Raw genomic sequence first — 24,438 nt, forward strand, 5'->3', positions numbered from 1 at the left:
TCTGGCCGCGGAGTCGCGGCGGTCCTACGCTGCCCTCCCCGGGACCGTGGGAGGGAGGCGGCCGTGGGCACGTCGCCGCCGAGCGTGCGGGTGTTCCTCGTCGACGACCACGAGGTGGTCCGCCGCGGCGTGGCCGAGGTCCTCGAGGACGACCCCGCCATCACCGTCGTGGGGGAGGCCGGCTCGCGCGCCGAGGCGCTGGCCCGGGCTCCCGCCGTCCGTCCCGACGTCGCCGTCCTCGACATGCGGCTGCCCGACGGGGACGGCGCCACCCTCTGCCGGGAGCTGCGCGCGCGGCTGCCCGACCTGCGGTGCCTGGTGCTCACCAGCTACGCGGACCGGGCGGCGCGCGACGAGGCGGTGCGCGCCGGCGCGGCCGGGTTCCTGCTCAAGCAGGTGCGCGGCTCGGCGCTGGTGTCGGCGGTGCGCACAGTGGCCGCGGGCGGCGTCCTGACCGAACCCGGACCGCCGCCACGGGCGCGGTCCGGCGGCGACCGGCTCGCGGCGCTGACCGACCAGGAGCGCGCCGTCCTGGGGTTGATCGGCGAGGGGCTCACCAACCGCCAGATCGGCGAGCGCATGGGGCTGGCCGAGAAGACGGTCAAGAACTACACCAGTCACGTGCTGGCCAAGCTGGGTCTCGAGCGCCGGACCCAGGCCGCCATCCTGGCCACCGAGCTGCGCGACCACCGGAGCTGAGCCTGCGCCGGTGCGGGTCAGCCGGGGAGCGGCACGACCCAGCGGATCTCGGTCCCCGAGGTCCCGGTGGCGGTCGTCAGCCGGCCGCCCCGGCGTTCCGCGCGGTCGGCCAGGTTGGCCAGCCCGCTGCGCACGGTGACCGCCGGCAGCCCGTGCCCATCGTCGGTGACCACGACGCGCACCTCGTCGGCCAGGGCCACGGTCACCGTCACGCGGGTGGCCCGGGCGTGGCGGACCACGTTGGTGACCAGCTCGCGGACGACGGCGACCACGTCGCCGGCCAGGCCCGGAGGCAGATCCTCGATCTCGCTGCGCACCCGCAGGTCCGGGCGCAGCCCGTGCCCGTCGGTCACCGACCGCACCACGTCGGCGAGCCGTCGCCGCACGGCCGCGGACGAGGAGTCCTCCGCCCCGTGCAGCTCGAAGATCGACTCCCGGATCCGGGCGATGGTGCCGTCGAGCTCGTCCACGTGCCGCGCGATCCGGCTGGCGACCAGCGGCGCGGACCCCTCCAGCGAGCGGCCGAGCCGGTCCAGCGCCAGGGCGGTCGCGAAGATCCGCTGCACCACGTGGTCGTGCAGGTCACGGGCGATCCGGTCCCGATCGGCCTGCACCTGCAGCCGCTGCTCGCGCTGCTGGCTGCGGACCAGCCGCATCGCCACCGCCGCGTGGGTGACGAACGCCGAGGCCGGCTCCAGCACCGCGGGGTCGAAGGGTGGCCGCTCCCGCAGCCGCAGGGCGACCAGGGTGGTCGGCGGCGACGGTGCCCCCAGCGGGAGGAGGAGCGCCGGCCCGTACCGGCCGGTGAGCTCACCGATCACCGGGGCGTGCGTCGTGCGCGGCACCGGCGTGGCGACGTCGTCCACCAGGAGCGGCGTGCCCGAGCGGTGGGCGTCGCCCAGCCGGGTGCCGGCGAGGGGGATGCGCGCGCCCTCGGTCTCGGTGGCCTCCGGGCCGACGGCGGCGGTCACGACCAGGGTGCCCTCGTCACCGGGCACCGGTGCCAGGATGCCGACGGTGTCGGCGCCGGAGAGCTCGGCGATGCGGGCGGCCGCGGTGCGGAGGACCTCGTCGGCGGGGCGCCCCGACAGCAGCGCCGTCGCGATGTCGGTGCCGGCCTGCGACCAGGCCCGCCGTTGCTCGGCCTGCTCCAGCAGCCGGGCGTTCTCGATGGCCAGGCCCGCCACCGCCGCCATGCCCTCGGAGAGCTCCAGGTCGGCGGCGGTGAACGCGCCCCCGCCGCGCTTCTCGGTGAGGTACAGGTGCCCGAAGACGGAGTCGCGGGCGCGGACCGGGAGGCCCAGGAACGACCGCATCGCGGGGTGCCCCGGGGGGACGCCGACCGAGGCGGGGTGGGTGCGCAGGTCGGCCAGCCGCAGGGGGGTCGGGTCCTCCAGCAGCAGGCCGAGGATGCCGGCGCCCGCGGGCGTGCGGCCGATCCGCTCCTGGGCCCCGGGATCTAGGCCGACCGTGACGAACCGGTCCAGCCCGCGCCCGTCGGGCGTGAGCACGCCCAGCGCGCCGTAGCGGGCGTCGACGTGCCGGGCCGCGACCGCGACGATCTCGTGCAGGGTCGCCTCGAGCCGGCCACCCGAGGCCGCCGCCAGCACCGCGGCGGTGAGGGCCGCGGCGTCGCCGCTCATCGAGCGCACCGGTGGTCGGGCGGGGGCACGGCCTGACCGTAGGAGCGCCGACGGGGGCAGGGGAAGCGCTTGGCCCATCGTGGGGCACGGTCGTGTCCCGCCCCAGGGACGAAAGGCCCGGACCCGTTCCGTGTTCCCCGGCCTGCGCCGGAACGCGCCGAGGCCCCGGTCGGTGCGACCGGGGCCTCGGGAGCTCGTGGAGCGGGTGACGAGAATCGAACTCGCACTGTCAGCTTGGGAAGCTGATGTTCTACCATTGAACTACACCCGCGAACAGCGACGAGCCTACCTGGTCGCCTCCCCGCCGCGACAGCCACCTCCGGTCAGCGGCGCATCTCCGCGAGGAATCCGGTGGCCTCCGACCGCAGCTTCTCCGCCATCTGCGACAGCCCGGTGACGTCCTCGTGGCCGGTGTTCAGCGACGCCGAGCCGTCCACCGCGGCGGCGATGCCGCCGACCAGGCCGTTCATCTCGTCGACGGTGGAGCTGACGCTGCTCATGCCGGCGGCCACGCCCTCCGACGCCTGGCGGATCTGCTCGACCTGGGCGGTGACCCGCTCGGTCGCGCGGCCGGTCTGGTCGGCGAGGTCCTTGACCTCGGAGGCGACGACGGCGAACCCCTTGCCGGCCTCGCCCGCGCGGGCGGCCTCGATCGTGGCGTTGAGCGCGAGGAGGCGGGTCTGGGCGGCCACCGAGTCGATCAGCGCGATGATCTCCTTGATCTCGGCCGACGAGCGGGTGAGCGAGCTGATCGTGTCCTGCGCGGTGCCCACCTCGGCGCTCGCCGCGGTCGCGGCGGCGGTGAGCCCGGACGCCGATGCGCTGAGCTCGGTGGCGGCCGTCGCCACCTGTTCGGACATCGAGAGCACCACCGACTCGAAGTCGTCGGCCAGCCGCAGCCGGCTGGTCTGCGCGTCGGTGACGCGCCCGGCGGTCGCCTGCATCGCGGTGCGGGCGTCGTTGATGTCGCTGGCGGTGCGGCGGAAGGAGCCGAGCAGGCCGGTCGTGAGCAGGCGGCGGTGGAACCGGCCCTCGGCGGCGGAGCTCAGCGCGGCCGACGACTCGCGGACGAAGGCGTCGGAGACGTCGAGCACCCGGTTGAGCGCGTGGTGGAGGGAGACCAGCTCGGGCACCTGCTCGGTGTCGGCGTCGATGCGGCTGCGGGCCTCGAGGTCACCGCGCGAGGCCGCCTCGCACGCCGCCGTCAGCTGCCGGACGAAGCCGCGGTAGAGCGCCAGCTCCGCGGCGTCCGACCGCCGGCCGTGCTCGCCGCGCGTGGTGCGCACGCCCATGTCAGCTCTCCTCGCGGTTGATGATCGACCAGACGAACTCCTCGTAGCTCTGCCCCTGCTCGGCGAGCACCTCGTCGAGGAGCCTGGAGGAGGCCGCGACCGCGCTGCGCGCGTTCGGGTGCCGGCGCTCCTCGGCCAGCAGCCGCTGGTAGAGGGGCAGCACCCGCTGGACGGCGCCCCGGGAGGGCCGCCGGCGGTTGGAGTGGTAGCCGACGACCCTGCAGTGCGCGTCCTTGGAGGGTGTCACGTGCGCCAGCACCCAGTAGTGGCCCCCGTCGATGGCGAGGTTGTTGATGTAGGCGAACACCTCCTGGCCGGCGCCCAGGGTGTCCCACAGCAGCTTGAACACCGCCCGCGGCATCTCCGGGTGGCGGATCAGGTTGTGCGGCTGGCCGATCACGTCGTCGCGGACGTAGCCGCTCACCCGCAGGAAGACGTCGTTGGCGTACGTGATCACGCCCCGCAGGTCGGTCTTGGAGACGATCAGCTCGTCGGCGGAGAAGCTCCGCTCGCGGCCGGTGGGGCGCACGGCGTCACGGGCGCCGCGAGGCGCGGCGGTGGCCGGCCGGGTGTCGAGCACGCAGGTTCCCCTCGGTTTCGTTCGATTGCGTCCCGTTCATCGGCAGTCGGGAGGTCCAACGGGACGTGGGGAGGCGACAGCGCGCCGCGGGCAGCCGGCGCCGTTCGCCCGCACGGCGCGCGGACGCGGTTCCCTAGACTCCGCGCCATGCTGCTGAGCGACCGCGACATCACGGCCGCGATCGCCGGGGGACGCCTCGGCATCGAGCCCTACGACCCGGGGCTGGTGCAGCCGTCCAGCATCGACGTCCGGCTGGACCGGTACTTCCGGGTGTTCAACAACGCCCGCTACACCCACATCGATCCGGCGGAGCAGCAGGACGACCTCACGTCGCTGGTGGAGCCCGAGGGCGACGAGCCGTTCGTGCTCCACCCCGGTGAGTTCGTGCTGGGCTCCACGCTGGAGGTCGTCCGCATCCCCGACGACCTCGCCGCCCGGCTGGAGGGCAAGTCCTCGCTGGGCCGGCTGGGCCTGCTCACCCACTCGACCGCGGGCTTCGTCGACCCGGGGTTCTCCGGGCACATCACCCTGGAGCTGTCGAACGTCGCGAACCTGCCGATCACGCTGTGGCCGGGCATGAAGATCGGCCAGCTGTGCCTGTTCCGGCTGACCAGCGCGGCCGAGCACCCCTACGGCTCGGCGGTCTACGGCTCCCGGTACCAGGACCAGCGGGGGCCCACGCCGTCGCGCTCGTTCCGCAACTTCACCCGCGCGGAGACCCGGCGTCCCTAGCCTCGGCGGGCGGGGCGTCGTCGACGTCGGCCGCTGCCGGGACCTCGACGCCGGCGCTCTCCAGCACCTCGGTGCAGCGGCCCGCGGGTGACCAGCCGGGGACGGTGCGCTCCACCTCGTCGTCGACGAACACCTGCCGCGTGGCGATCCACCCGGCGACGGCGAGCACGGCGACGCCGGTGAGGGCGATGACGAACATGCCGTCGTAGCTGCCGGTCACCCCGCGGAGCACGCCCACGAGCAGCGGGCCGGCCCCGGCGATCACGTAGCCGATGCTCTGGCTGACGGTGGAGAGCGCGGAGACGGTCTCGGGCGTGCGCGCGCGCAGGCCGATGAGGGTGAGCACCATCGAGAAGGTGCCCATGCCGACGGCGATGAGGACCATCCACAGCCACGGGGCGACGGTCGGCGCCGTCCAGAGGCCCACCCAGCCGGTCACGTAGCAGGCGATGAACAGCAGCAGCAGCGGGCGCTGCAGACGCGGCCGGACGGTCAGCGACGGGATGACGGCGCTCAGCGGCAGCCCGACGACGGAGTTCAGGCCCAGGAGGAGACCGGCGGTCGCCGCGCTCAGCCCCGAATCACGCAGGTACTGCGCCGACCAGCCGATGACGACGTAGGCCTGGAGCGCCTGCACGCCGAAGAAGGCGGTGATCGCCATCGCCGTAGGGCTGTGCACGAGGGCCCGCATCCGGACGGCGGTGTGGCCCTCGCGCGACACGTCGGGCGCGGCCGGCAGAGCCAGCCACACCCCCGCCGCGACGAGCGCCGGCAGCGCCCAGACGACGAGTGCCCAGCGCCAGCCCTCCCCCTCGGCGACGTCGGCGATCGGCTGCGAGGCCACCGCCGCGAGGGTCGCGCCCAGCCCCATCGCGGTGCTGTAGGCGCCGATCAGCGGGCCCGTCCGCCCCGGGAAGTGGCGCTTGACGAGCCCCGGGAGCATGACGTTGCCCAGCGCCCCGCCGGCCATGGCCAGCGCCGTGCCGGCGAGGAAGACCGGGAACGCCTCGGCCAGGCTGCGCAGCCCCAGCCCGACGGTCATCGCCACCAGGGCGCCGGCGAGGACGTGCGCGTCGCGGTAGCGCGCCGACAGCGCGGGGCCGGTGAACCCGATGAGCGCGAAGCAGAGCACCGGCATCGTGGTGATGACCCCGGCCAGGCCGCTGGAGATGCCCAGGCCCCGCTCGAGCTCCTCCAGCACCGGGCCGACGCTGGTGACCGCCGTGCGCAGGTTGAGTGCCGTGAGCACGATGGCCACGGCCATCAGCCCGAGACCGCGACGACGGTCGGTGCCGGTGGTGCTGCGTGCGGGGGCGGTGCGGGTCACCCGGAAAGCGTCCTCCGTGACCGGGTGCACACCGCCCCCGGGTGGGTGCGCGGCGCAACCACCGCGGGGTGCACGGCTCCGGAACGGCGACGGCGCGCACCCCGCGGGATGCGCGCCGTCGCACGGCCCCGTCCGGAGGCTCGCCCCGAGCATGCGAGGGGTGAGGAGGACGGGGTCCTTCTTCTACTTCGGGTCGTGATCCGTCGCGGCGGAGTCGAGGCCCACGACGTCGTCGTCCTTCGTGCCGACGTCGGCGCCCTGCTCGGCACCCTGCGCGCCGACGGCGACCGGCTGCATCGAGCGCAGCAGGATCTGGCTGACGTCGAGCACCTCGACGTGCTCGCCGGCCTCGCCGTTCTGCTTCTTGCTGGTCAGCGCGTCGCTGAGCATCGTGATGCAGAACGGGCACGCGGTGGAGATGACGTCGGGATCGAGCTCGAGGGCCTCCTCGGTGCGCTCCATGTTGATCCGCTTGCCGATCTTCTCCTCCATCCACATGCGGGCACCGCCGGCACCGCAGCAGAAGCCGCGGTCCTTGCAGCGGTGCATCTCCTGCGTGGACAGGCCCTGTACGGAGTCGAGGATCTCCCGCGGGGGCGTGTAGACCTTGTTGTGCCGGCCCAGGAAGCACGGGTCGTGGTAGGTGACCTTGCGGTCGACCGGGGTGACCGGGGTCAGCCGGCCCTCCTCCACCAGCTTGCCGAGCAGCTGGGTGTGGTGCACGACCTCGTACTCGCCGCCGACCTGCGGGTACTCCCGCCCCAGCGAGTTGAAGCAGTGTGGGCAGGTGGCGACGATCTTGCGGGTGCCCGGCACCCGGCCCTCGAAGACGCCGTTGAGGGTCTCGACGTTCTCCATGGCCAGCTGCTGGAAGAGGAACTCGTTGCCCATGCGGCGGGCCGGGTCGCCCGAGCAGGTCTCGCCGTTGCCGAGCACGGCGAACTCGACGCCCGCGGTGTGCAGCAGCTCGGCGACCGCCTTGGTGACCTTCTTGGCGCGGTCGTCGACGGCGCCGGCGCAGCCGACCCAGAACAGGTACTCGACCTCGTGGGGGAGCGGGCCGTCGGCGACGCGGACCTCGAAGTCCAACTCCTTGATCCAGTCCTCGCGGACGTTGCCGCCCATGCCCCACGGGTTCCCGCGCTTCTCGAGGTTGGTCATCATGACCCCGGCCTCGGACGGGAAGTTGGACTCGATCAGCACCTGGTAGCGGCGCATGTCCTGGATGTGGTCGACGTGCTCGATGTCCACCGGGCACTGCTCGACGCAGGCGCCGCAGTTGGTGCAGCTCCACAGGACGTCGGGGTCGATGACCCCGCCCTCCTCGAGGGTGCCGACCAGCGGGCGGTGCGCCTGGGCGTCGTTGGTGCCCTCGATCCGGGCGTAGCCCGACGCCCAGACCTGCTCGTCGCTGGGCTTGAGGAGGTCGTAGTCCGGCGCGGACTCCGACGCCGTCTTCTCGCCCAGGAGGTAGGGGGCCTTCGCGTACAGGTGGTCGCGGAGGTCCATGATCACCATCTTGGGGCTGAGCGGCTTGCCCGTGTTCCACGCCGGGCACTGGCTCTGGCACCGCCCGCACTCGGTGCAGGTGGTGAAGTCCAGCATCCCCTTCCAGGTGAAGTCCTCGACCTTGCCGCGACCGAAGACGTCGTCCTCGCCCGGGTCCTCGAAGTCGATGGGCTTGCCGCCGGAGGTCATGGCCGGCAGCGGGCCGAGCGCGGGGGCGCCGCTGGTGCCCTCCCGCTTGAAGTAGATGTTCGGGAAGGCGCTGAACCGGTGCCAGGCGACGCCCATGTTCAGCGTGCGGCTGAGCACGACCAGCCAGGTCAGCGACACCACGATCTTGATGAACGCGATGATGGAGACCAGGTCCGGGTTGTCCGGGAAGAAGGTCGACAGCGCGCTGGACACCGGGTGCGACCAGGTGGGCGCGTAGTCCAGGCCGGAGGCGATCTTCGCCGCGCGGATGCCCAGGATGCAGAGGCCGACCAGCAGGACGACGGACTCGACGAAGTAGGCGCGGCCCTCGTTGGATCCGGCGAACCGGCTGCTCCGGCCCTTCCGGCGCGGGTGGTCGCGCTGACGGAGGGCGATCAGCACGAGGATCCCGACGACCGTGCCGGTGCCGATGATGTCGACGAAGAGGTTCCACGCGCTCCACGCACCGATGAGGGGCAGGTGGAACGCCGGGTTGAAGACCTCGGCGAACGCCTCGACCAGCGTGAGGAACAGGCCGTAGAAACCGACGAAGACGAACCAGTGGGCGATCCCCTGGGGCGTCCACTTGAGCATCCGGGTGTGCGCCAGCGACTCGACCACCAGCGTCTTCATGCGCGGCCAGAACGGGCCGAAGCGGGTGCCGTCGGGCTGGCCGGTGCGGATGATCCGCACCATCGCCCGGACGGCCCGGTAGGCCATCACGGACGACACGATCAGGAACAGGACGCTGATCGTCCCCAGGACGATCTGCAGCGGGCCCGTCATGTTTTCCCCTCCCGTACGCCTGGCGGCGTCGGTCGTCTCCCGCCGGCCACGCGGGCGACGGGGCTGTGTGTGGTGCGCGCCCCGGTGCACCGGCCGGTGGGCCGGCGCCCGGAACGCATGCGGGCAGGCGCAGCCCGCACTCCAGGGCACGATAGCGGGCGCGCTCAGAGGCTACTCGCCGGTAACCCTGGGCGCGGCGCCGCGGATCGCCCGGCTCGTGTGGGGCGCCCCGCCCAAGGGTGACCCACGACACGTCCGGCCGCCGCCCACGCGGTGCGACCGCTGCTGCGCCAACCCGCTCGCCACCCTGATCTGCCGACCCGGGGCCGTGGTTGTCACCCCAGCCCGTGCCGCTGGGGTGGGTGCCACCGGCCGTGGGCCGTCCCTCTGCCGCCGGCGACTGGCCGCCCCCCTCCGCCCCGTGGTCGCCTCCCGTGCGTCGTGCGCCTGGGCTCGTGGCTACGGGCCTCGGCTGCTCAGCCCGCGCGGACCCGACCTCGCGCACGGGGGGTGGCGGTGAAGCGGCGTCCCGCGGGCGCCGGTGCAGCCAGGAGTTCGCGCAGCCGTGCTTCGACGCGGGGCCAGTCGCGGTCGACGTCCTCGGCGGCCACCCGGATCACGCGGACGCCCAGCGCACGGAGTTCGTCTTCCCGCCGCTTCTCCTCCCAGAGCACCTGCGCCGGTGTCCGACCGCGCCACGGGTCCGTGTACTTCACCTTCCCGTCGAACTCGACCGCGACGGCGGCCGCTCCGAACCAGGCGTCGACCACGCCGACGAGGCGCCCCTCCGTCCGGATCTCCACCTGGAGCTCCGGCGCCGGGAATCCCGCCCCGAGGATGCGCAGGCGGCCCCGCGTCTCCAACGGCGATTCGGCGCGCCCGTCGGCGAGGGCCACCGCGCGGGCGGCGCGGCGGGCGCCCGGCCACCCCTGGAGCGCCGCCGCTCCCTGGGTGAGCTGCTGCACAGTGATGCGTTTCCGGAGCAGTGCGGCGTCCAGTGCGACCACCGCATCGTCGAGCGGCCACCGGCGCACCACGTCGAGCAGGGTGCGAGCGGTGGTGGTCACGCGGAGCGGCCCCTCGGAGGTGACGTCGTCGGGCCCGAGGGGCGCCTGGGTGATGCGGTAGCCCCGTCCCTGCCGGGACAGCCCGGGGTCGGTCAGCCGGATCGGACCCGCGGTGCGGCGCCTCGGGACCGGCAGCTCCCAGAGGTGCGCGGCCGTCTCGTGGCTCAGCGCCACGGTCGGGCGGTCGAGCTCCAGCAGGACGGCGAGGCACTCCAGCCGGTGGCGGGTGCCGTCTGTCGTCGCCGAGCGGACGGCTTCGGCGGTGGCGTAGACGCCGCGACGGAGGCGGACCCAGGTGCCCGACGAGAGGAGGCGGCGGATCTCGGGGTGGTCGTAGCCGGCGCGGCGGGCGTCCCGCGCGGTGAACAGGCCCAACTGGCGCTCGGCGGCGGCGCGGAGGAGGGGGTGCACCGGCGCAGTGTCGAGCGTGCGCGGCGGTCGCGGTGGGTGGGCGGCGGATCTGTGGATCACTGCACGGACCGCCACGGGCTTGTGGGTGTCACCCCAGCGTCGTGCCGCTGAGGGCGCGGCCACGAGGCTGGGGTGACGCGGCGAGGGGACGTGTGGCGCGGGGCCCGGGAACACCGCCGCGCAGCTTGCCGTTACGGTGGACAGGAAAGTTGAGCGCACCACGCGCAATGCGGTCGCGCTCGGCTCCTCGCACGGACCAGTACCACCCCCAGCACACGGAAGAGAGGCCATCTCCCATGGCTCGAGCGGTCGGTATCGACCTCGGCACCACCAACTCCGTCGTCACCGTCCTCGAGGGCGGTGAGCCGACGGTCATCGCCAACTCCGAGGGTTCGCGCACCACCCCCTCGGTCGTGGCCTTCGCCAAGAACGGCGAGGTCCTCGTCGGGCAGTCGGCGAAGAACCAGGCGGTCACCAACGTCGACCGCACCATCCGGTCGGTCAAGCGCCACATGGGTACCGACTGGAAGACCGACGAGATCGACGGCAAGAAGTACACGCCGCAGGAGATCTCCGCGCGCATCCTGCAGAAGCTCAAGCGCGACGCCGAGACCTACCTGGGCGAGCCGGTCACCGACGCGGTCATCACCGTCCCCGCCTACTTCGAGGACGCCCAGCGCCAGGCCACGAAGGAGGCCGGTGAGATCGCCGGGCTCAACGTCCTGCGCATCGTCAACGAGCCCACCGCTGCCGCGCTGGCCTACGGGCTGGACAAGGGCGAGAGCGAGCAGACGATCCTCGTGTTCGACCTCGGTGGCGGCACCTTCGACGTCTCGCTGCTCGAGATCGGCGACGGCGTCATCGAGGTGAAGGCCACCGCCGGTGACAACCACCTCGGTGGTGACGACTGGGACGAGCGCGTGGTCAAGCACCTGGTGCAGACGTTCAACGCCTCCAACGGCATCGACCTGTCCAAGGACAAGCTGGCCATGCAGCGGCTGCGCGAGGCGGCCGAGAAGGCCAAGATCGAGCTGTCGGGCGCGCAGTCGACCAACGTCAACCTGCCCTACATCACCGCCGGCGCCGAAGGCCCGCTGCACCTCGACGTCACCATCACCCGCGCGGAGTTCCAGCGCCTGACGCAGGACCTGCTCGACCGCACCCGGGCGCCGTTCAACCAGGCGATCCGCGACGCCGGCATCTCCGTCGGCGACATCGACCACGTCGTCCTGGTCGGTGGCTCGACCCGCATGCCGGCCGTCACCGACCTGGTGCGCGAGCTGACCGGCGGCAAGGAGCCCAACAAGGGCGTCAACCCCGACGAGGTCGTGGCCATCGGTGCCGCGCTGCAGGCCGGTGTGCTCCGCGGCGAGGTCAAGGACGTCCTGCTGCTCGACGTCACCCCGCTGTCCCTGGGCATCGAGACCAAGGGCGGGATCATGACCAAGCTCATCGAGCGCAACACCACGATCCCGACCAAGCGCAGCGAGATCTTCACGACCGCCGACGACAACCAGCCGTCCGTGCAGATCCAGGTGTTCCAGGGCGAGCGCGAGATGGCGATGTACAACAAGAAGCTCGGCATGTTCGAGCTGACCGGGCTGCCCCCGGCGCCGCGCGGCGTCCCGCAGATCGAGGTCGCCTTCGACATCGACGCCAACGGCATCGTGCACGTGTCCGCCAAGGACCTGGGCACGGGCAAGGAGCAGTCGATGACCATCACCGGCGGCTCGGCCCTCCCCAAGGAGGACATCGAGCGGATGATGAAGGACGCCGAGGCGCACGCCGAGGAGGACAAGCGCCGCCGCGAGGAGGCCGAGACCCGCAACCTCGCCGAGTCGCTGCAGTACCAGACCGAGAAGTTCCTGGCCGAGAACGGCGACAAGATCCCGGCCGAGAAGAAGGACGAGCTCGGCGAGGCGCTCACCGAGCTGCGCTCGGCCCTCGGCGGCTCGGACATCGAGGCCATCAAGTCCGCCCAGGAGAAGGTGGCCCGGGTCTCCCAGGAGGTCGGCGGGGCGCTCTACGCCCAGCAGGCCGAGGCGGCCGGCGGGGCGCCCGGTGCCGAAGGTGAGACCGGTGCCGGTGCCGGTGCCGGTGCGGCGGGTGGCCCGGCCACGGGTGACGACGACGTCGTCGACGCCGAGATCGTCGACGAGGACACCGACCGCCGATGACGGACAGGGAAGAGCAGCCGCGGGTCGTGATCCGCGACAGGCGGCGCATCGACCCCATCACTGGCGCAGTGCGGACGCCGGCCGGCGAGCAGCCGGCCGGCGTCCGGCCCGGTACCGACCTCCCAGGGGAGCAGATGAGCGAGCACGACATGCCGGCCGCCGACGAGGCCGCGGGCGCGCAGCAGGGCACGGCGCCGCAGCAGGACCCGGCGCCGCAGCAGGGGACCGAGCCGCAGGGGGGTGCCGCGCCGCAGTCGGCGGCGGACGGCGACCTGGCGCAGCAGCTGGCCGAGCGCACCGAGGACCTGCAGCGGGTCACCGCCGAGTACGCCAACTACCGGCGGCGGGTGGACCGTGACCGGTCGCTCGTCGTCGACCAGGCCGCGGAGCGGTTCGCGACCCAGCTGTTCCCGATCGTCGACGACATCGAGCGGGCCCGTGACCACGGCGACCTCACCGGCGCCTTCAAGCTGGTCGCCGACCGCATCCTCGGGTTGCTCGACGGCCTCGGGGTCGAGGCGTTCGGCAAGGCCGGCGACGAGTTCGACCCGTCGCTGCACGAGGCCGTCATGCACGAGACCTCCGCCGAGGTGAGCGTCCCGACGGCCACCACCGTGCTGCGGCAGGGCTTCCGCCGGGGCGAGCGGGTGCTGCGGACCGCCATGGTCGCCGTCACCGAGCCGGAGGCGCCGGCGCGCGCCGAGGCCGCGGCGTCCGCCGAGTCCGGGGAGGCCGCCGAGCCCACCGACCAGGCCGCCGGCTGAGCGGCGTCCGACCGAGCGCGAGAGGGGGCGTCCGATGAGCACCCGTGACTTCATCGAGAAGGACTACTACGGCGCGCTCGGCGTTCCCCAGGACGCCGACGCGGCCGCGATCAAGAAGGCCTACCGCAAGCTGGCCACGGAGCTGCACCCGGACAAGAACCCGGGCAACACCGAGGCCGAGGCGCGGTTCAAGGAGGTCTCCGAGGCCTACGACGTGCTCTCCGATCCCAAGCGGCGCGGTGAGTACGACGACGCGCGACGGCTGTTCGGCGCCGGGGGAGCCGGTGCCCGTGCCGGGTTCCCCGGCGGCTTCCCGGGCGCCGGGCCCGGCGGGCAGCCCTTCGACCTCGGCGACCTGTTCGGCGCAGCCGGCGCCGGGGCGGGCGCCCGGGGGGCCGGCGGCCTGGGCGACATCCTGGGCGGGCTGTTCGGTGGGGCCGGTGGCGCGCGTGCGCGCAGCCAGGCCGCGTCCGGGCCCGCGCGAGGTCAGGACGTCGAGACCGAGGCGACGCTCTCCTTCGAGGAGGCCGTGCTCGGCGTCACCGTGCCGCTGCGGATGCAGAGCCCGGGCAGCTGCCCGACCTGCGCCGGCAGCGGCGCCCGCCCCGGCACCTCCCCGCACACCTGCCCGGTGTGCCAGGGCGCTGGTGTGACCAGCCGGAGCCAGGGCGCCTTCGCCTTCTCCGAGCCGTGCCGCAACTGCCGCGGCAGCGGCCAGGTCGTCGAGGACCCGTGCCCCACCTGCGCCGGGAGCGGGGTCACCAGCCAGACCCGCACCATCACCGTGCGGATCCCGGCGGGGGTCAAGGACGGTCAGCGGATCCGGCTGCCCGGCAAGGGTGCACCCGGGCGGCGCGGTGGCCCGGCCGGCGACCTGTTCGTCGTCGTCCACGTCGCGGAGCACCAGTTGTTCGGGCGCAAGGGCGAGGACCTCACCCTGACCGTGCCGATCACCTTCGCCGAGGCGGCGCTGGGCACCACGCTGACGGTGCCGACCCTGGACGGCACCGTGTCCCTCAAGGTGCCCGCCGGCACCGCGAGCGGCCGCACGCTGCGGGTCCGCGGGCGGGGGGTGCCCACCAAGGGCCGCACCGGCGACCTGCTCGTGACCGTCGAGATCGCCGTCCCCGCGCGGCTGACCCCGGCGCAGCGCAAGGCGGTCGAGGCCCTGGCCGAGGAGATGGACGAGGACCCGCGCCCGCAGATCACCGCCGCGGTGCGGCGTGGAGGTGAGGGATGACCAGGCCGTCGGGTGGCCCGCTCGGTGAGGCGGGCCCGGCCGTCGCCGACGACGCCCCGGTGTTCGTGATCTCCGTGGCGGCGCAGCTGGCCGGGATGCACGCGCAGACGCTGCGGCAGTACGACCGGCTGGGGCTGGTCAGCCCCGGCCGGACCTCCGGCGGAGGGCGGCGGTACAGCCCCCGCGACGTCGCACTGCTGCGCGAGGTGCAGCGGCTGTCGCAGGAGGACGGGGTCAACCTGGCCGGCATCAAGCGGATCATCGAGCTGGAGTCCCAGGTCGAGGCGCTGCAGGCCCGGGTGCACGAGCTGCTCGAGGAGCTGCAGCACTCCGAGAACCGGCGGATGGCCGCGGAGGCGGCGATCCCGGCGGCCTACCGGGCCGATCTGGTGCCGCACCGGCGGCAGAGCTCGGCCCTCGTCGTCTGGCGCCCGGGAGGTGCCCGGTGAGCGGGCCGGACGTCGACGCCCACGAGGCCTTCGTCTCGCTGGAGCGGGAGATCGGTCTGCTGCTCCGGCGGTCCCGGGCCATCTCGACCCGGCTGGCGCGCGAGCTGCACCCCGATCTGGACGGCGCCGCGTACGGGCTGCTGGCGCTGTTGCAGGACGCCGGGCCGCTGCGGGCCAGTGACCTGGTCGCGCGGCTGGGGCTGGACAAGAGCACCGTCAGTCGCCAGTTGTCCAGCCTCGTGGAGCTGGGACTGGTCGACCGGGCGGCGGACCCCGACGACGGCCGGGCGCAGGTGCTGAGGCCGTCCGTCGAGGGGGCCGCGCGGCTGGCCGGCATCCGGACGGCCCGCCGGGCCCGCTGGGAGAGCGACCTCGCCGACTGGCCGGCCGAGGACGTCGCGACGCTCGCCATCCTCCTCGAGCGACTGAACCGGATCGGCGAGGCGCGCGAGGCAGAGTCCACGGAGCGCTGACCCGCCCGGGCCGGGCGTGGCCGACGACACAGGAAGCTTCGTTGCAGACCGCAACCATATGATCGTATGGTTGCGGTCTACAAGCGTTTCTCCGTCCTGAGGACGTCCCATGCCCATGCACCCCGACACACGTGACCGCCTCACCGCCGGCGTCGCCCAGCTGATCCGCGCCGGACGGCACCTGAGCTCCCGCGCGGCCGTGCAACTGCACGGCGACCTGCCGTCGTTCGGCTGGCCCCTGCTCGCCCCGCTCGAGCGGCAGGACGACCTCCGCTGCAGCGCGCTCGCCGCCCTCGCCGGGGTCGACGGCTCCGTCGCCAGCCGGCAGCTGGCCGCCCTGGAGCGGGCAGGCTACGTCCACCGCCGCCCCGATCCCCGCGACGGCCGGGCCGCGCTCTTCCGGCTCACCGACCAGGGAGCCCGGGCGCTCGCCACCTCGCGGGCGCTGCGTGCGGAGTGGGCGCTGACCGCCCTGGCCGGCTGGGACGAGGCGGACGCCCGGCGGCTCGCCGATCTGCTCGATCGGCTGGTGGCCGACATCGACGTCGTCGGCGGGCAGCCGCGCACCGATCCCGTGGCGGCGGCCCGATGACCGCCCGGCCCTCGCTCCCGCCCCGTTCTGCGCCAGTTCCGTCCAGGAGTCCCGTGAGCGCCGTCCAGACCTCCGCGCCCGAGGCGCCCGTCGAGCAGCAGGGGAGGATGACGCACCGTCAGGTGCTGGAGGCCCTCTCCGGCATGTTGCTGGCGATGTTCGTGGCGTTCCTGTCCTCGACCGTCGTCTCCAACGCGCTGCCGACGATCATCACCGAGCTGCGGGGCACGCAGAACCAGTACACCTGGGTGATCACGGCGACCCTGCTGGCCTCGACGGCGTCCACGCCGATCTGGGGCAAGCTCGCCGACCTGTTCAGCAAGAAGCTGCTGATCCAGCTGTCGATCGTCATCTTCATCGTCGGCTCGATGCTGGCCGGCCTCGCGCAGTCGGTGGACACGCTCATCGCGTGGCGCGTCCTGCAGGGCCTGGGCCTCGGCGGCCTGCAGGCGCTGGTGCAGATCGCGATGGCCGCGATGATCAGCCCGCGCGAGCGCGGTCGCTACTCCGGTCTGCTGGGTGCCGTCATGGCGGTCGCCACGGTCGGCGGTCCGCTGCTGGGCGGCCTGCTGGTCGACACCAGCTGGCTCGGCTGGCGCTGGTGCTTCTACGTCGGCGTCCCGTTCGCCGCCGTCGCGCTGGTGCTGCTGCAGCGCACCCTGCACCTGCCGGTGACGAAGCGGGCCGTGACGATCGACTACCTCGGTGCCGCCCTCCTCGCCGCTGCGGTCTCGGCCCTGCTCATCTGGGTCACCCTGGCCGGCAGCAGCTTTGCGTGGGCCTCGGTCGAGACGGCGCTGTTCCTCGGCGGGGCGGCGCTGGCAGTGGTGGCGTTCCTCGTGACCGAGCTGCGGGCCGCGGAGCCGATCGTGCCGCTGCGGCTGTTCCGGGACCGCACCACCACGCTCGCCATCATCGCCAGCGTCGCCGTCGGCATGGCGATGTTCGGCTCCACGGTGTTCCTCGGCCAGTACCTGCAGATCTCCCGCGGGTACTCGCCCACCGAGGCCGGGCTGCTCACCATCCCGATGGTCGGCGGCCTGCTGATCTCCTCCACGGTCTCCGGTCTGCTCATCACCCGGTTCGGCCGGTGGAAGTCCTACCTGACGGCCGGTTCGGTCCTGGTCGTCGCCGGCTTCGCGCTGCTCGCGACGATCGATCACGAGACCGACATGGTCCTGCTGAGCTTCTTCCTGTTCGTGCTCGGCGTCGGGATCGGGATGAGCATGCAGAACCTCGTGCTCGCCGTGCAGAACACCGTGGCGGCGACCGACCTGGGGGCGGCGAGCTCCGCGGTCGCCTTCTTCCGCAGCCTCGGCGGCACGATCGGCGTCTCGGTGCTCGGTGCGGTGCTGAGCAACCACGTCGGGAACCTGATCCGGGGCGGCCTGGCCGACATCCCCGGTGCGGCCGAGGCTGCCGCGGCAGGTGGCGGGGACATCGGCCTGGCCGACCTCGCGGATGCGCCGGCGCCGATCCAGGAGCTCATCCGCATCTCCTACGGCGACGCCACCGGCCGGGTCTTCCTGATCTCCGCCGTCGTGGCGGTCGTCGCCGTCCTCGCGGTGCTGTTCATCCGCGAGGTGGCGCTGCGCACCGAGACCGGTGACGAGCGCCAGGCGGCCGAGCGTTCCGACGCCGTGCGCATCGACACCGATGCCATCGAGGGCCGGGACGCCGGGGGCGAGCGCACCGACGAGGTGGCGCACGCCGGATCCGGGGCCGCCACCCGCTGACCTGACCGTCCGACGGCCCGTCTCCCTCGGGGAGGCGGGCCGTCGCCGTTCAGCCGGAGGTCACCCCTCCAGCGAGGCGTCCAGCGTGATCTCGGTACCGGCCAGCGCCTTGCTCACCGGGCAGCCGGCCTTGGCCGCCTGCGCGGCCTTGTCGAAGCCGGCGGCGTCCAGGCCGTCGACCTCGCCGCGCACGGTGAGCTTGACCCCGGTGATCGCCGGGGCTCCGTCCTGCTGGCCGAGCGTGACGTCGGCCGAGACCTCGAGCGACTGCGGGGTGCCGCCGGCCTTGCCGATCTCACTGGAGAGCGCCATGGCGAAGCAGGCGGAGTGCGCCGCCGCGATCAGCTCCTCGGGGCTGGTGGCACCGGCTGCCTCGTCGGCGGTGCGCTTGGGGAACGACACCTCGTAGGTGCCGATCTTGGAGCTGGAGAGCTCCACCTGTCCCGAGCCCTCCTGGAGGGTCCCGTTCCAGGCGGTGCGGGCGGTACGAGTGGGCATGTCGTCCCTTCGGGCCGTGGCCGCCCCTGGCTCGGGCGGCACCGTGGCCGCCCTCCTACCCGCTCGGGCGGAGCCCTACCGTCCGGACTCGGCCTGCTCCGCGGCCGCGCCGTTGACCCGGTCGGTGAGCAACCGGAGCCGGGCCTTCAGGTCGTCGAACTCGCTGGCGTCGAACCCGATCGCGCCGATCATCTCCTCGGAGATGGCCATGGCCTTGTCCTGCAGCGCCCGGCCCGCGTCGGTGAGCGCGATCGAGACCGACCGCTCGTCCTCGACCCGCCGGTGGCGAGTGACCAGCCCCGCGGCCGTCAGGCGCTTGAGCAGCGGCGACAGCGTGCCGCTGTCCAGGGCCAGGCGGGAGCCCAGCTGGCCGACCGTCTGGTTGTCGGACTCCCAGAGGAGCAGCATCACCAGGTACTGGGGGTAGGTCAGACCGATCGCGTCGAGCATCGGGCGGTACCGCGCGGTCACCGCCCGGGACGCGGCGTACAGCGCGAAGCACAGCTGATCGTCGAGTGCGACGCTCGGGGCTGGCAGGGCGGTCATGTCGCCAGTCTAGGGGCTGGCGTCAGCGGACCCGGGACCTTCCGCCCTTGCGCCTCCTCGGATGGGGGACCCGCCGGCCGGTGGGGACCCGCGGGGACGGTCGAACGGGCAGAGTTGAGCGGAACAGACTCAACCCATGGTTCGTTGCAGGAGTCGATGGCGCCGCCCACGGACGGACGGCGTCCCCAGCCACACGAAAGGACGTGCGTCCGAGCATGGAGAGCAAGCTCACGACCCGCTCGCAGGAGGCCGTCGCCGGCGCTCAGCGTCTCGCCGTCGGCCGGGGTCAGGCGGCCCTGGAGCCGCTGCACCTGCTGGTCGCCCTGCTGGAGCAGGCCGACGGCATCGCCGGTCCGCTGCTGACCGCGGTCGGTGCCGACCCGGCCGACGTGCGCAGCAAGGCCGACGCCGCGCTGCGCCGCATGCCGAGCGTCAGCGGCGCGACGGTCTCCGCGCCCGCACCCTCGCGCGAGTTCCTGCGCGTGATCAACGCCGCGTCGGAGCAGGCCGGGGCCCTCGGCGACGAGTACGTCTCCACGGAGCACCTGCTGGTCGGGCTGGCCGGCTCGGAGGGGGAGGCCGGGGCCGTGCTCACCAGCGCCGGTGCCACCCGTGACGCGCTGCTGGCGGCCTTCCGCACGGTGCGCGGCAACCGCAAGGTGACCAGCGCCGACCCCGAGGCCACCTACCAGGCGCTCGAGAAGTTCGCCGTCGACCTGACCGAGCGCGCCCGCGACGGCAAGATCGACCCGGTCATCGGCCGCGACACCGAGATCCGCCGCGTGGTGCAGGTGCTCTCCCGCCGGACCAAGAACAACCCCGTCCTCATCGGCGAGCCGGGTGTCGGCAAGACGGCCATCGTCGAGGGCCTGGCCCAGCGGATCGTCGCCGGTGACGTCCCGGAGAGCCTCAAGGGCAAGCGGCTGATGGCGCTGGACCTGGCGTCCATGGTCGCGGGCGCGAAGTACCGCGGTGAGTTCGAGGAGCGGCTGAAGGCCGTCCTGCAGGAGATCACCGAGGCCGAGGGCGAGATCATCACCTTCATCGACGAGCTGCACACCATCGTCGGTGCCGGCGCGACCGGCGACGGCGCCATGGACGCCGGCAACATGATCAAGCCGATGCTCGCCCGCGGCGAGCTCCGCATGGTCGGCGCCACCACGCTCGACGAGTACCGCGAGCACATCGAGAAGGACCCGGCGCTGGAGCGGCGCTTCCAGCAGGTCTTCGTCGGCGAGCCCAGCGTCGAGGACACCATCGGCATCCTGCGCGGCCTCAAGGAGCGCTACGAGGTGCACCACGGCGTGCGCATCACCGACGGCGCGATCGTCGCGGCCGCCACGCTGTCGGACCGGTACGTCACGTCCCGGTTCCTGCCCGACAAGGCGATCGACCTGGTGGACGAGGCCGCCAGCCGGCTGCGCATGGAGATCGACAGCCGGCCGGTCGAGGTGGACGAGGTCGAGCGCGCCGTCCGGCGGCTGGAGATCGAGGAGATGGCGCTGGCCAAGGAGGACGACCCGTCGTCCCTCGAGCGGCTGGCCGCGCTGCGCGAGGACCTCGCCGACAAGCGCGAGGAGCTGGCCGAGCTGACCGCGCGCTGGCAGCAGGACAAGAGCGCCATCACCCGCATCCAGCAGATCAAGGAGGAGCTGGAGCGGCTGCGGCTGGAGGCCGAGCGCGCGGAGCGCGAGGGTGAGCTCGCCCGGGTGGCCGAGCTGCGCTACGGGCGCCTGCCGCAGCTGGAGAAGGCGCTGACCGAGGCCGAGGCGTCGGTCGAGGAGCAGGCCTCCATGCTGAAGGAAGAGGTCGGCCCCGACGACATCGCCGAGGTCGTCCAGGCCTGGACCGGCATCCCCGCCGGCCGGCTGCTGGAGGGAGAGACCCAGAAGCTGCTGCGCATGGAGGAGGAGCTCGGCGGGCGGGTCGTCGGGCAGCCGGACGCGGTGCGGGCGGTCTCCGACGCCGTCCGGCGGGCGCGCTCCGGCGTCGCCGACCCCGACCGGCCGACCGGCTCGTTCCTGTTCCTCGGCCCCACCGGCGTCGGCAAGACCGAGCTGGCGAAGGCGCTGGCGGGCTTCCTGTTCGACGACGAGCGGGCCATGGTCCGCATCGACATGAGCGAGTACTCCGAGAAGCACTCGGTGGCCCGGCTCGTGGGAGCCCCTCCCGGCTACGTCGGCTACGAGGCCGGCGGTCAGCTCACCGAGGCGGTGCGCCGCCGTCCGTACACCGTCGTCCTGCTCGACGAGGTGGAGAAGGCGCACCCCGACGTCTTCGACGTCCTGCTGCAGGTGCTCGACGACGGGCGGCTGACCGACGGCCAGGGCCGGACCGTGGACTTCCGCAACACGATCCTGATCCTGACGTCGAACCTCGGATCGCAGATCATCGCCGACCAGTCGGTGCCCGAGGAGCGGCGCCGCGACGCCGTGCTGGGCGTCGTGCGGTCGCACTTCAAGCCGGAGTTCCTCAACCGCCTCGACGACGTCGTGGTGTTCCGGGCGCTGGGCAGCGAGGAGCTGACCGGGATCGTCGACATCCAGGTCGGCGTCCTGGCCCGCCGGCTGGCCGCCCGCCGGCTGACCCTGACGGTCACCGATGCCGCGCGCGACTGGCTGGCGCTCAACGGCTTCGACCCGGTCTACGGGGCCCGGCCGCTGCGCCGGCTGGTGCAGTCGGCGATCGGCGACCAGCTGGCCAAGGCGCTGCTGGCCGGGGAGATCCGGGACGGCGACGAGGTCGTCGTCGACTGGCCGGGTGGTGACGTCGAGGGGCTGCGCGTCACCCGCGGCGCGTAACCGCCCGCGGGCGGGCCTGGCCCCCGTCGCCGCGCCCGCCGGGCCCCTGCGGTCCGGCGGGCGCGCCGTCCGATCGGGTGGGACCGCGTGCCCTGCTGGTCCCCGCCCGCGTCGTCGTCGATGATCGCGGCGACGACGGGGACCGGGGAGGCGGAGGCACGATGACGGCGGGGCAGGACGACCAGCACGGCCAGCAGCAGGGGCAGCCCGAGGGGCAGGGCGACCGGCCGCAGCCGGGGTGGGGTCAGCCCTCGGGCCAGCCGCCCTACGGCCAGCCGCCCTACGGGGGTCAGCCTCCGTACGGGGGTCAGCCGCCCTACGGCCAGGGACCGCAGAACCCGTACGCCCAGAACCCGTACGGCTACGCCCCCGCGCCCTCGGCCCCCACGGGCGGAGGGTCCGGCGCGCCGGCACCCCTGGACCGCCCGGTCACGGTGCGCGCCGGGATCGGCGCCTTCCTCGGCTCGCTGGTGCTCAGCGCCGTGGCGTCCGCCGTCATGCTGCTCAACTGGGACGAGGTGGTCGCCTGGACCGTCGGCCGGGCGGGTGCCGATCTCCAGGGGGCCGAGTTCGAGGGTCTGGACCCCGAGACGTTCGCGGAGATGACGGCGCAGCTCACCATCGGCTTCACGCTCCTCGTGCTCCTGCTGCAGCTGCTGTTCCTGTGGTTCGCCTGGCAGGGCCGCAACTGGGCGCGGATCGTGCTGTGGGTCCTCGGTGGTCTCACGCTGCTCACCGGCCCGTTCAACGCCGTTGCCAGCGGGCCGCTGCCGTTCGTCAACACGCTCACGTGGTTCCAGCTCGCCCTCACCGCCGCCGGGGTCGTGCTGCTGGCGGCGAAGCCGTCCAACGACTGGTACCGCTTCCGCAAGTGGCAGCGCGCCACCGGGCAGGGCTGAGCCGGGGCGGCCCTCAGCCGGGACCGGCGTTCACCCAGTCCCGCGTCGTGCGCGCCGCCAGGCTGGTCGCCGCCGCGACCGACAGCACCAGCAGGAGGAGCGCGACGACGGTGGTGCCACCCGCGGTGAACATCGTGGACAGCAGCACCACCGCCAGCACGATCGTCGCGACCAGCCCGGTCCACCGGCCCCACCGGCGGCGGCCCGCCAGCGCCCAGGCCGAGACGCCGTAGCCGACCCCGAGGACGAGCGGGACGGTGGTGTTGACCAGCAGGAACTGCTGCGCCTCGTCCCGGGTGAGCCCGCCCTCGGTCAGTACCTCGACGACGCCCTCACGCCCGAGCCAGGTGATCGTCACGTAGAGCACGAGCAGGGCGGCGAGGGTCGCCAGCAGGGCGATGGCGACCCTCGCCGACGGCGGTGCCTGCCGGGTCGGGTCTCCGTCGGCGGGGCGGGGGCGGGGTTCGCGCGGCACGCGTCCAGCCTGGCAGACGGCCCGGCCGCAGCACCGCGCCCGCGGCCGGCGCACGCGCGATCGTGACCCCGCCCTCGCACGGGAACAGACAGGATCACCACCATGACGCGCACCCCGACCCGCGGCGTTCTGCTCATCGCCGTCTCCAGCCTGGCGATCACGCTGAGCGCCTGCGGCTCCGACGACCCTGCCGGCAGCACCGCCGGCACCACCCCCGCCACCACCAGCTCCGCGCCGGAGACGAGTGCGGCGGCGCCGGCCTTCGACGGGCCGTTCGGCGAGGGCTGCGCAGCGGTGCCCGCCGAGGGCCCGGGCAGCTTCGAGGGCATGAGCGCCGATCCGGTGGCCACCGCGGCCGGCAACACCCCGGCGCTGTCGACCCTCGTGCAGGCCGTGCAGGCCGCGAACCTGGTCGAGACCCTGAACACCACGGAGGACATCACCGTCCTGGCACCGTCGAACCCGGCGTTCGAGGCCCTCCCCCCGGACGCGCTGAACGGGCTGCTCGCCGACACCCCGGCGTTGACCGCGGTGCTCACCCACCACCTCATCCCGGGCCGCCTGGCCCCGGACGAGCTGGCCGGCACGCACGCCACGCTGAGCAACGACGAGGTGACCATCGAGCGCTCCGGCGAAAACTTCACCATCGGCGCCGAGGCGACCATCGTCGGCGAGGAGGCGACGGTGGTGTGCGGCAACGTGCAGACGGCGAACGCGACCGTCTACATCATCGACCAGGTGCTCCAGCCCGCCGGCCTGTGAGGGCCGGTGCGTCGCCCGGACTCCGCCGGGCGAGGCGCTCAGTAGGGTCCGTGCCATGGAGAAGGACCTCGTTCCCCCCCACACCTCGTCCCTCGGCGCGGGCCCCTGGAGCGAGGCCTCGCTGCCCGACCGCGACCGGCTGCTGCAGCTGATCCTCGACCTCGCCGTGGTGCACGGGAAGGTCACGCTCTCCTCCGGGCAGGAGGCCGACTGGTACATCGACATGCGTCGGCTCACGCTGCACCACGAGGGCGCGCCGCTGGTCGGGCGCGTGATGCGGCAGCTCACCGGCGACCTGCGCTACGACGTCGTCGGCGGGCTCACCCTCGGCGCCGACCCGGTCGCCACGGCGATGCTGCACGCCGCCGCGGCGGGCGAGGGCTTCCTCGACGCCTGCGTCGTCCGCAAGGCGGGCAAGGCCCACGGCCTGCAGCGCCGGATCGAGGGGCCGGACGTCGCCGGCCGCGCCGTCCTGGTCGTCGAGGACGTCTCCACCACCGGCGGCAGCCCGCTGACCGCGGCGCAGGCGTTGCAGGAGGCCGGCGCGGAGGTGGTCGCGATCGCGGTGATCGTCGACCGCGGTGGGCGCGCGGCGGTGGAGGAGGCCGGTTTCGAGTACCGGGCCGCCTTCACCCTCGCCGACCTCGACCTCGCCTAGCCCGTCCGGGGGGGGGGGGGGGGGGGGGGGGGGGGGGGGGGGGGGGGGGGGGGGGGGGGGGGGGGGGGGGGGGGGGGGGGGGGGGGGGGGGGGGGGGGGGGGGGGGGGGGGGGGGGGGGGGGGGGCGGGGGGG

The 24,438-nt window shown here is 73.6% G+C and carries 22 protein-coding genes and 1 tRNA gene; 13 read left to right on the top strand and 10 right to left on the bottom strand.

From position 1 onward, the window contains the following. Positions 1-63: 63 nt before the first annotated feature. On the top strand, positions 64-699 hold the full coding sequence (locus tag ACI8AG_RS15955; protein WP_456597816.1) for a response regulator: 636 nt from the start codon (positions 64-66) through the stop codon (positions 697-699). Between the two features lie 17 nt (positions 700-716). On the opposite strand, the gene ACI8AG_RS15960 is transcribed toward ACI8AG_RS15955, so the two are convergent. The 4 genes from ACI8AG_RS15960 to ACI8AG_RS15975 form a co-directional block, all read right to left on the bottom strand. After that, entirely contained in the window at positions 717-2,342 is a 1,626-nt protein-coding gene (locus tag ACI8AG_RS15960; RefSeq protein WP_456597817.1) for a GAF domain-containing protein, read from the bottom strand. 197 nt (positions 2,343-2,539) lie between these two features. Continuing rightward, positions 2,540-2,613, bottom strand: a tRNA-Gly gene (locus ACI8AG_RS15965). 52 nt (positions 2,614-2,665) lie between these two features. Continuing rightward, complete coding sequence (locus tag ACI8AG_RS15970) at positions 2,666-3,634, bottom strand: methyl-accepting chemotaxis protein (protein WP_456590122.1); 969 nt, start codon at positions 3,632-3,634, stop codon at positions 2,666-2,668. A gap of 1 nt (position 3,635) precedes the next feature. Further along, positions 3,636-4,214, bottom strand: coding sequence for a PAS domain-containing protein (locus ACI8AG_RS15975; RefSeq protein ID WP_456597818.1), 579 nt, complete (start codon positions 4,212-4,214; stop codon positions 3,636-3,638). A gap of 147 nt (positions 4,215-4,361) precedes the next feature. Between ACI8AG_RS15975 and dcd the strand changes: the two genes are divergently transcribed. Next, positions 4,362-4,946 (top strand): dCTP deaminase, encoded by a 585-nt coding sequence (dcd, locus tag ACI8AG_RS15980; protein WP_456590124.1) that lies wholly within the window; start codon positions 4,362-4,364, stop codon positions 4,944-4,946. Here dcd and ACI8AG_RS15985 read toward each other — a convergent pair. The 3 genes from ACI8AG_RS15985 to ACI8AG_RS15995 all read right to left on the bottom strand — a co-directional run bounded on the left by ACI8AG_RS15985 (position 4,918) and on the right by ACI8AG_RS15995 (position 10,235). Further along, positions 4,918-6,273, bottom strand: a complete 1,356-nt coding sequence (locus tag ACI8AG_RS15985) for an MFS transporter (RefSeq protein WP_456597819.1) — start codon at positions 6,271-6,273, stop codon at positions 4,918-4,920. The two genes, dcd and ACI8AG_RS15985, sit on opposite strands and share 29 nt — an antisense overlap. 183 nt (positions 6,274-6,456) lie before the next feature. Continuing rightward, positions 6,457-8,757, bottom strand: a complete 2,301-nt coding sequence (locus ACI8AG_RS15990; RefSeq protein WP_456597820.1) for a (Fe-S)-binding protein — start codon at positions 8,755-8,757, stop codon at positions 6,457-6,459. A gap of 476 nt (positions 8,758-9,233) precedes the next feature. Further along, entirely contained in the window at positions 9,234-10,235 is a 1,002-nt protein-coding gene (locus ACI8AG_RS15995) for a type IV toxin-antitoxin system AbiEi family antitoxin domain-containing protein (protein WP_456597821.1), read from the bottom strand. A gap of 296 nt (positions 10,236-10,531) precedes the next feature. Between ACI8AG_RS15995 and dnaK the strand changes: the two genes are divergently transcribed. The 7 genes from dnaK (at position 10,532) to ACI8AG_RS16030 (ending at position 17,666) form a co-directional block, all read left to right on the top strand. Then, positions 10,532-12,412: a molecular chaperone DnaK gene (gene dnaK, locus ACI8AG_RS16000; RefSeq protein ID WP_456597822.1), complete on the top strand. Its 1,881-nt coding sequence runs from the start codon at positions 10,532-10,534 to the stop codon at positions 12,410-12,412. Then, positions 12,409-13,176: a nucleotide exchange factor GrpE gene (gene grpE / locus ACI8AG_RS16005; protein WP_456597823.1), complete on the top strand. Its 768-nt coding sequence runs from the start codon at positions 12,409-12,411 to the stop codon at positions 13,174-13,176. The genes dnaK and grpE overlap by 4 nt, the downstream gene beginning before the upstream one ends. A 34-nt stretch (positions 13,177-13,210) precedes the next feature. After that, positions 13,211-14,416, top strand: coding sequence for a molecular chaperone DnaJ (gene dnaJ / locus ACI8AG_RS16010; RefSeq protein WP_456590130.1), 1,206 nt, complete (start codon positions 13,211-13,213; stop codon positions 14,414-14,416). Continuing rightward, the gene (locus tag ACI8AG_RS16015) at positions 14,413-14,865 is read left to right on the top strand and encodes a heat shock protein transcriptional repressor HspR (RefSeq protein ID WP_456590131.1); all 453 of its coding nucleotides are present in this window, start codon (positions 14,413-14,415) and stop codon (positions 14,863-14,865) included. The genes dnaJ and ACI8AG_RS16015 overlap by 4 nt, the downstream gene beginning before the upstream one ends. Continuing rightward, a complete protein-coding gene (locus ACI8AG_RS16020; RefSeq protein ID WP_456597824.1) occupies positions 14,862-15,338 on the top strand; it encodes a MarR family winged helix-turn-helix transcriptional regulator in 477 nt (158 codons plus the stop codon). The genes ACI8AG_RS16015 and ACI8AG_RS16020 overlap by 4 nt, the downstream gene beginning before the upstream one ends. A gap of 109 nt (positions 15,339-15,447) precedes the next feature. Next, a complete protein-coding gene (locus tag ACI8AG_RS16025) occupies positions 15,448-15,930 on the top strand; it encodes a MarR family winged helix-turn-helix transcriptional regulator (protein WP_456597825.1) in 483 nt (160 codons plus the stop codon). 53 nt (positions 15,931-15,983) lie between these two features. After that, positions 15,984-17,666: a DHA2 family efflux MFS transporter permease subunit gene (locus ACI8AG_RS16030; protein WP_456597826.1), complete on the top strand. Its 1,683-nt coding sequence runs from the start codon at positions 15,984-15,986 to the stop codon at positions 17,664-17,666. Between the two features lie 60 nt (positions 17,667-17,726). Here the strand turns inward: ACI8AG_RS16030 and ACI8AG_RS16035 are convergent, their stop codons facing one another. Continuing rightward, on the bottom strand, positions 17,727-18,164 hold the full coding sequence (locus ACI8AG_RS16035; RefSeq protein WP_456590135.1) for an OsmC family protein: 438 nt from the start codon (positions 18,162-18,164) through the stop codon (positions 17,727-17,729). A gap of 75 nt (positions 18,165-18,239) precedes the next feature. Beyond that, complete coding sequence (locus ACI8AG_RS16040; protein WP_456590136.1) at positions 18,240-18,710, bottom strand: MarR family winged helix-turn-helix transcriptional regulator; 471 nt, start codon at positions 18,708-18,710, stop codon at positions 18,240-18,242. A gap of 215 nt (positions 18,711-18,925) precedes the next feature. Between ACI8AG_RS16040 and clpB the strand changes: the two genes are divergently transcribed. Next, a complete protein-coding gene (gene clpB / locus ACI8AG_RS16045) occupies positions 18,926-21,511 on the top strand; it encodes an ATP-dependent chaperone ClpB (protein ID WP_456597827.1) in 2,586 nt (861 codons plus the stop codon). A gap of 161 nt (positions 21,512-21,672) precedes the next feature. Beyond that, the gene (locus tag ACI8AG_RS16050) at positions 21,673-22,410 is read left to right on the top strand and encodes a hypothetical protein (protein ID WP_456597828.1); all 738 of its coding nucleotides are present in this window, start codon (positions 21,673-21,675) and stop codon (positions 22,408-22,410) included. A 13-nt stretch (positions 22,411-22,423) separates the two neighbouring features. Here ACI8AG_RS16050 and ACI8AG_RS16055 read toward each other — a convergent pair whose 3' ends face one another. Continuing rightward, positions 22,424-22,885 carry a hypothetical protein gene (locus ACI8AG_RS16055; protein ID WP_456590139.1) on the bottom strand — a complete coding sequence of 154 codons (462 nt, stop codon included), beginning with the start codon at positions 22,883-22,885 and terminating at the stop codon, positions 22,424-22,426. A 102-nt stretch (positions 22,886-22,987) separates the two neighbouring features. Here ACI8AG_RS16055 and ACI8AG_RS16060 point away from each other — a divergent pair, with 102 nt between their 5' ends. Continuing rightward, a complete protein-coding gene (locus ACI8AG_RS16060) occupies positions 22,988-23,647 on the top strand; it encodes a fasciclin domain-containing protein (RefSeq protein ID WP_456597829.1) in 660 nt (219 codons plus the stop codon). Between the two features lie 55 nt (positions 23,648-23,702). Then, positions 23,703-24,305 (top strand): orotate phosphoribosyltransferase, encoded by a 603-nt coding sequence (gene pyrE, locus ACI8AG_RS16065; RefSeq protein ID WP_456590141.1) that lies wholly within the window; start codon positions 23,703-23,705, stop codon positions 24,303-24,305. Positions 24,306-24,438: the final 133 nt, after the last annotated feature.

The organism is Blastococcus sp. SYSU DS0552, from assembly GCF_054050815.1.

What these genes read in the sequence shown, in the direction of transcription:
- ACI8AG_RS16050 (WP_456597828.1), top strand. Translation starts at nt 21,673, where the DNA reads ATGACGGCGGGGCAGGACGACCAGCACGGCCAGCAGCAGGGGCAGCCC.
- ACI8AG_RS15990 (WP_456597820.1), bottom strand. Translation starts at nt 8,757, where the DNA reads ATGACGGGCCCGCTGCAGATCGTCCTGGGGACGATCAGCGTCCTGTTC.
- dnaJ (WP_456590130.1), top strand. Translation starts at nt 13,211, where the DNA reads ATGAGCACCCGTGACTTCATCGAGAAGGACTACTACGGCGCGCTCGGC.
- ACI8AG_RS15960 (WP_456597817.1), bottom strand. Translation starts at nt 2,342, where the DNA reads ATGAGCGGCGACGCCGCGGCCCTCACCGCCGCGGTGCTGGCGGCGGCC.
- ACI8AG_RS16015 (WP_456590131.1), top strand. Translation starts at nt 14,413, where the DNA reads ATGACCAGGCCGTCGGGTGGCCCGCTCGGTGAGGCGGGCCCGGCCGTC.
- ACI8AG_RS15970 (WP_456590122.1), bottom strand. Translation starts at nt 3,634, where the DNA reads ATGGGCGTGCGCACCACGCGCGGCGAGCACGGCCGGCGGTCGGACGCC.
- pyrE (WP_456590141.1), top strand. Translation starts at nt 23,703, where the DNA reads ATGGAGAAGGACCTCGTTCCCCCCCACACCTCGTCCCTCGGCGCGGGC.
- dcd (WP_456590124.1), top strand. Translation starts at nt 4,362, where the DNA reads ATGCTGCTGAGCGACCGCGACATCACGGCCGCGATCGCCGGGGGACGC.
- ACI8AG_RS16060 (WP_456597829.1), top strand. Translation starts at nt 22,988, where the DNA reads ATGACGCGCACCCCGACCCGCGGCGTTCTGCTCATCGCCGTCTCCAGC.
- ACI8AG_RS16025 (WP_456597825.1), top strand. Translation starts at nt 15,448, where the DNA reads ATGCCCATGCACCCCGACACACGTGACCGCCTCACCGCCGGCGTCGCC.
- clpB (WP_456597827.1), top strand. Translation starts at nt 18,926, where the DNA reads ATGGAGAGCAAGCTCACGACCCGCTCGCAGGAGGCCGTCGCCGGCGCT.
- grpE (WP_456597823.1), top strand. Translation starts at nt 12,409, where the DNA reads ATGACGGACAGGGAAGAGCAGCCGCGGGTCGTGATCCGCGACAGGCGG.
- ACI8AG_RS16040 (WP_456590136.1), bottom strand. Translation starts at nt 18,710, where the DNA reads ATGACCGCCCTGCCAGCCCCGAGCGTCGCACTCGACGATCAGCTGTGC.
- ACI8AG_RS16035 (WP_456590135.1), bottom strand. Translation starts at nt 18,164, where the DNA reads ATGCCCACTCGTACCGCCCGCACCGCCTGGAACGGGACCCTCCAGGAG.
- dnaK (WP_456597822.1), top strand. Translation starts at nt 10,532, where the DNA reads ATGGCTCGAGCGGTCGGTATCGACCTCGGCACCACCAACTCCGTCGTC.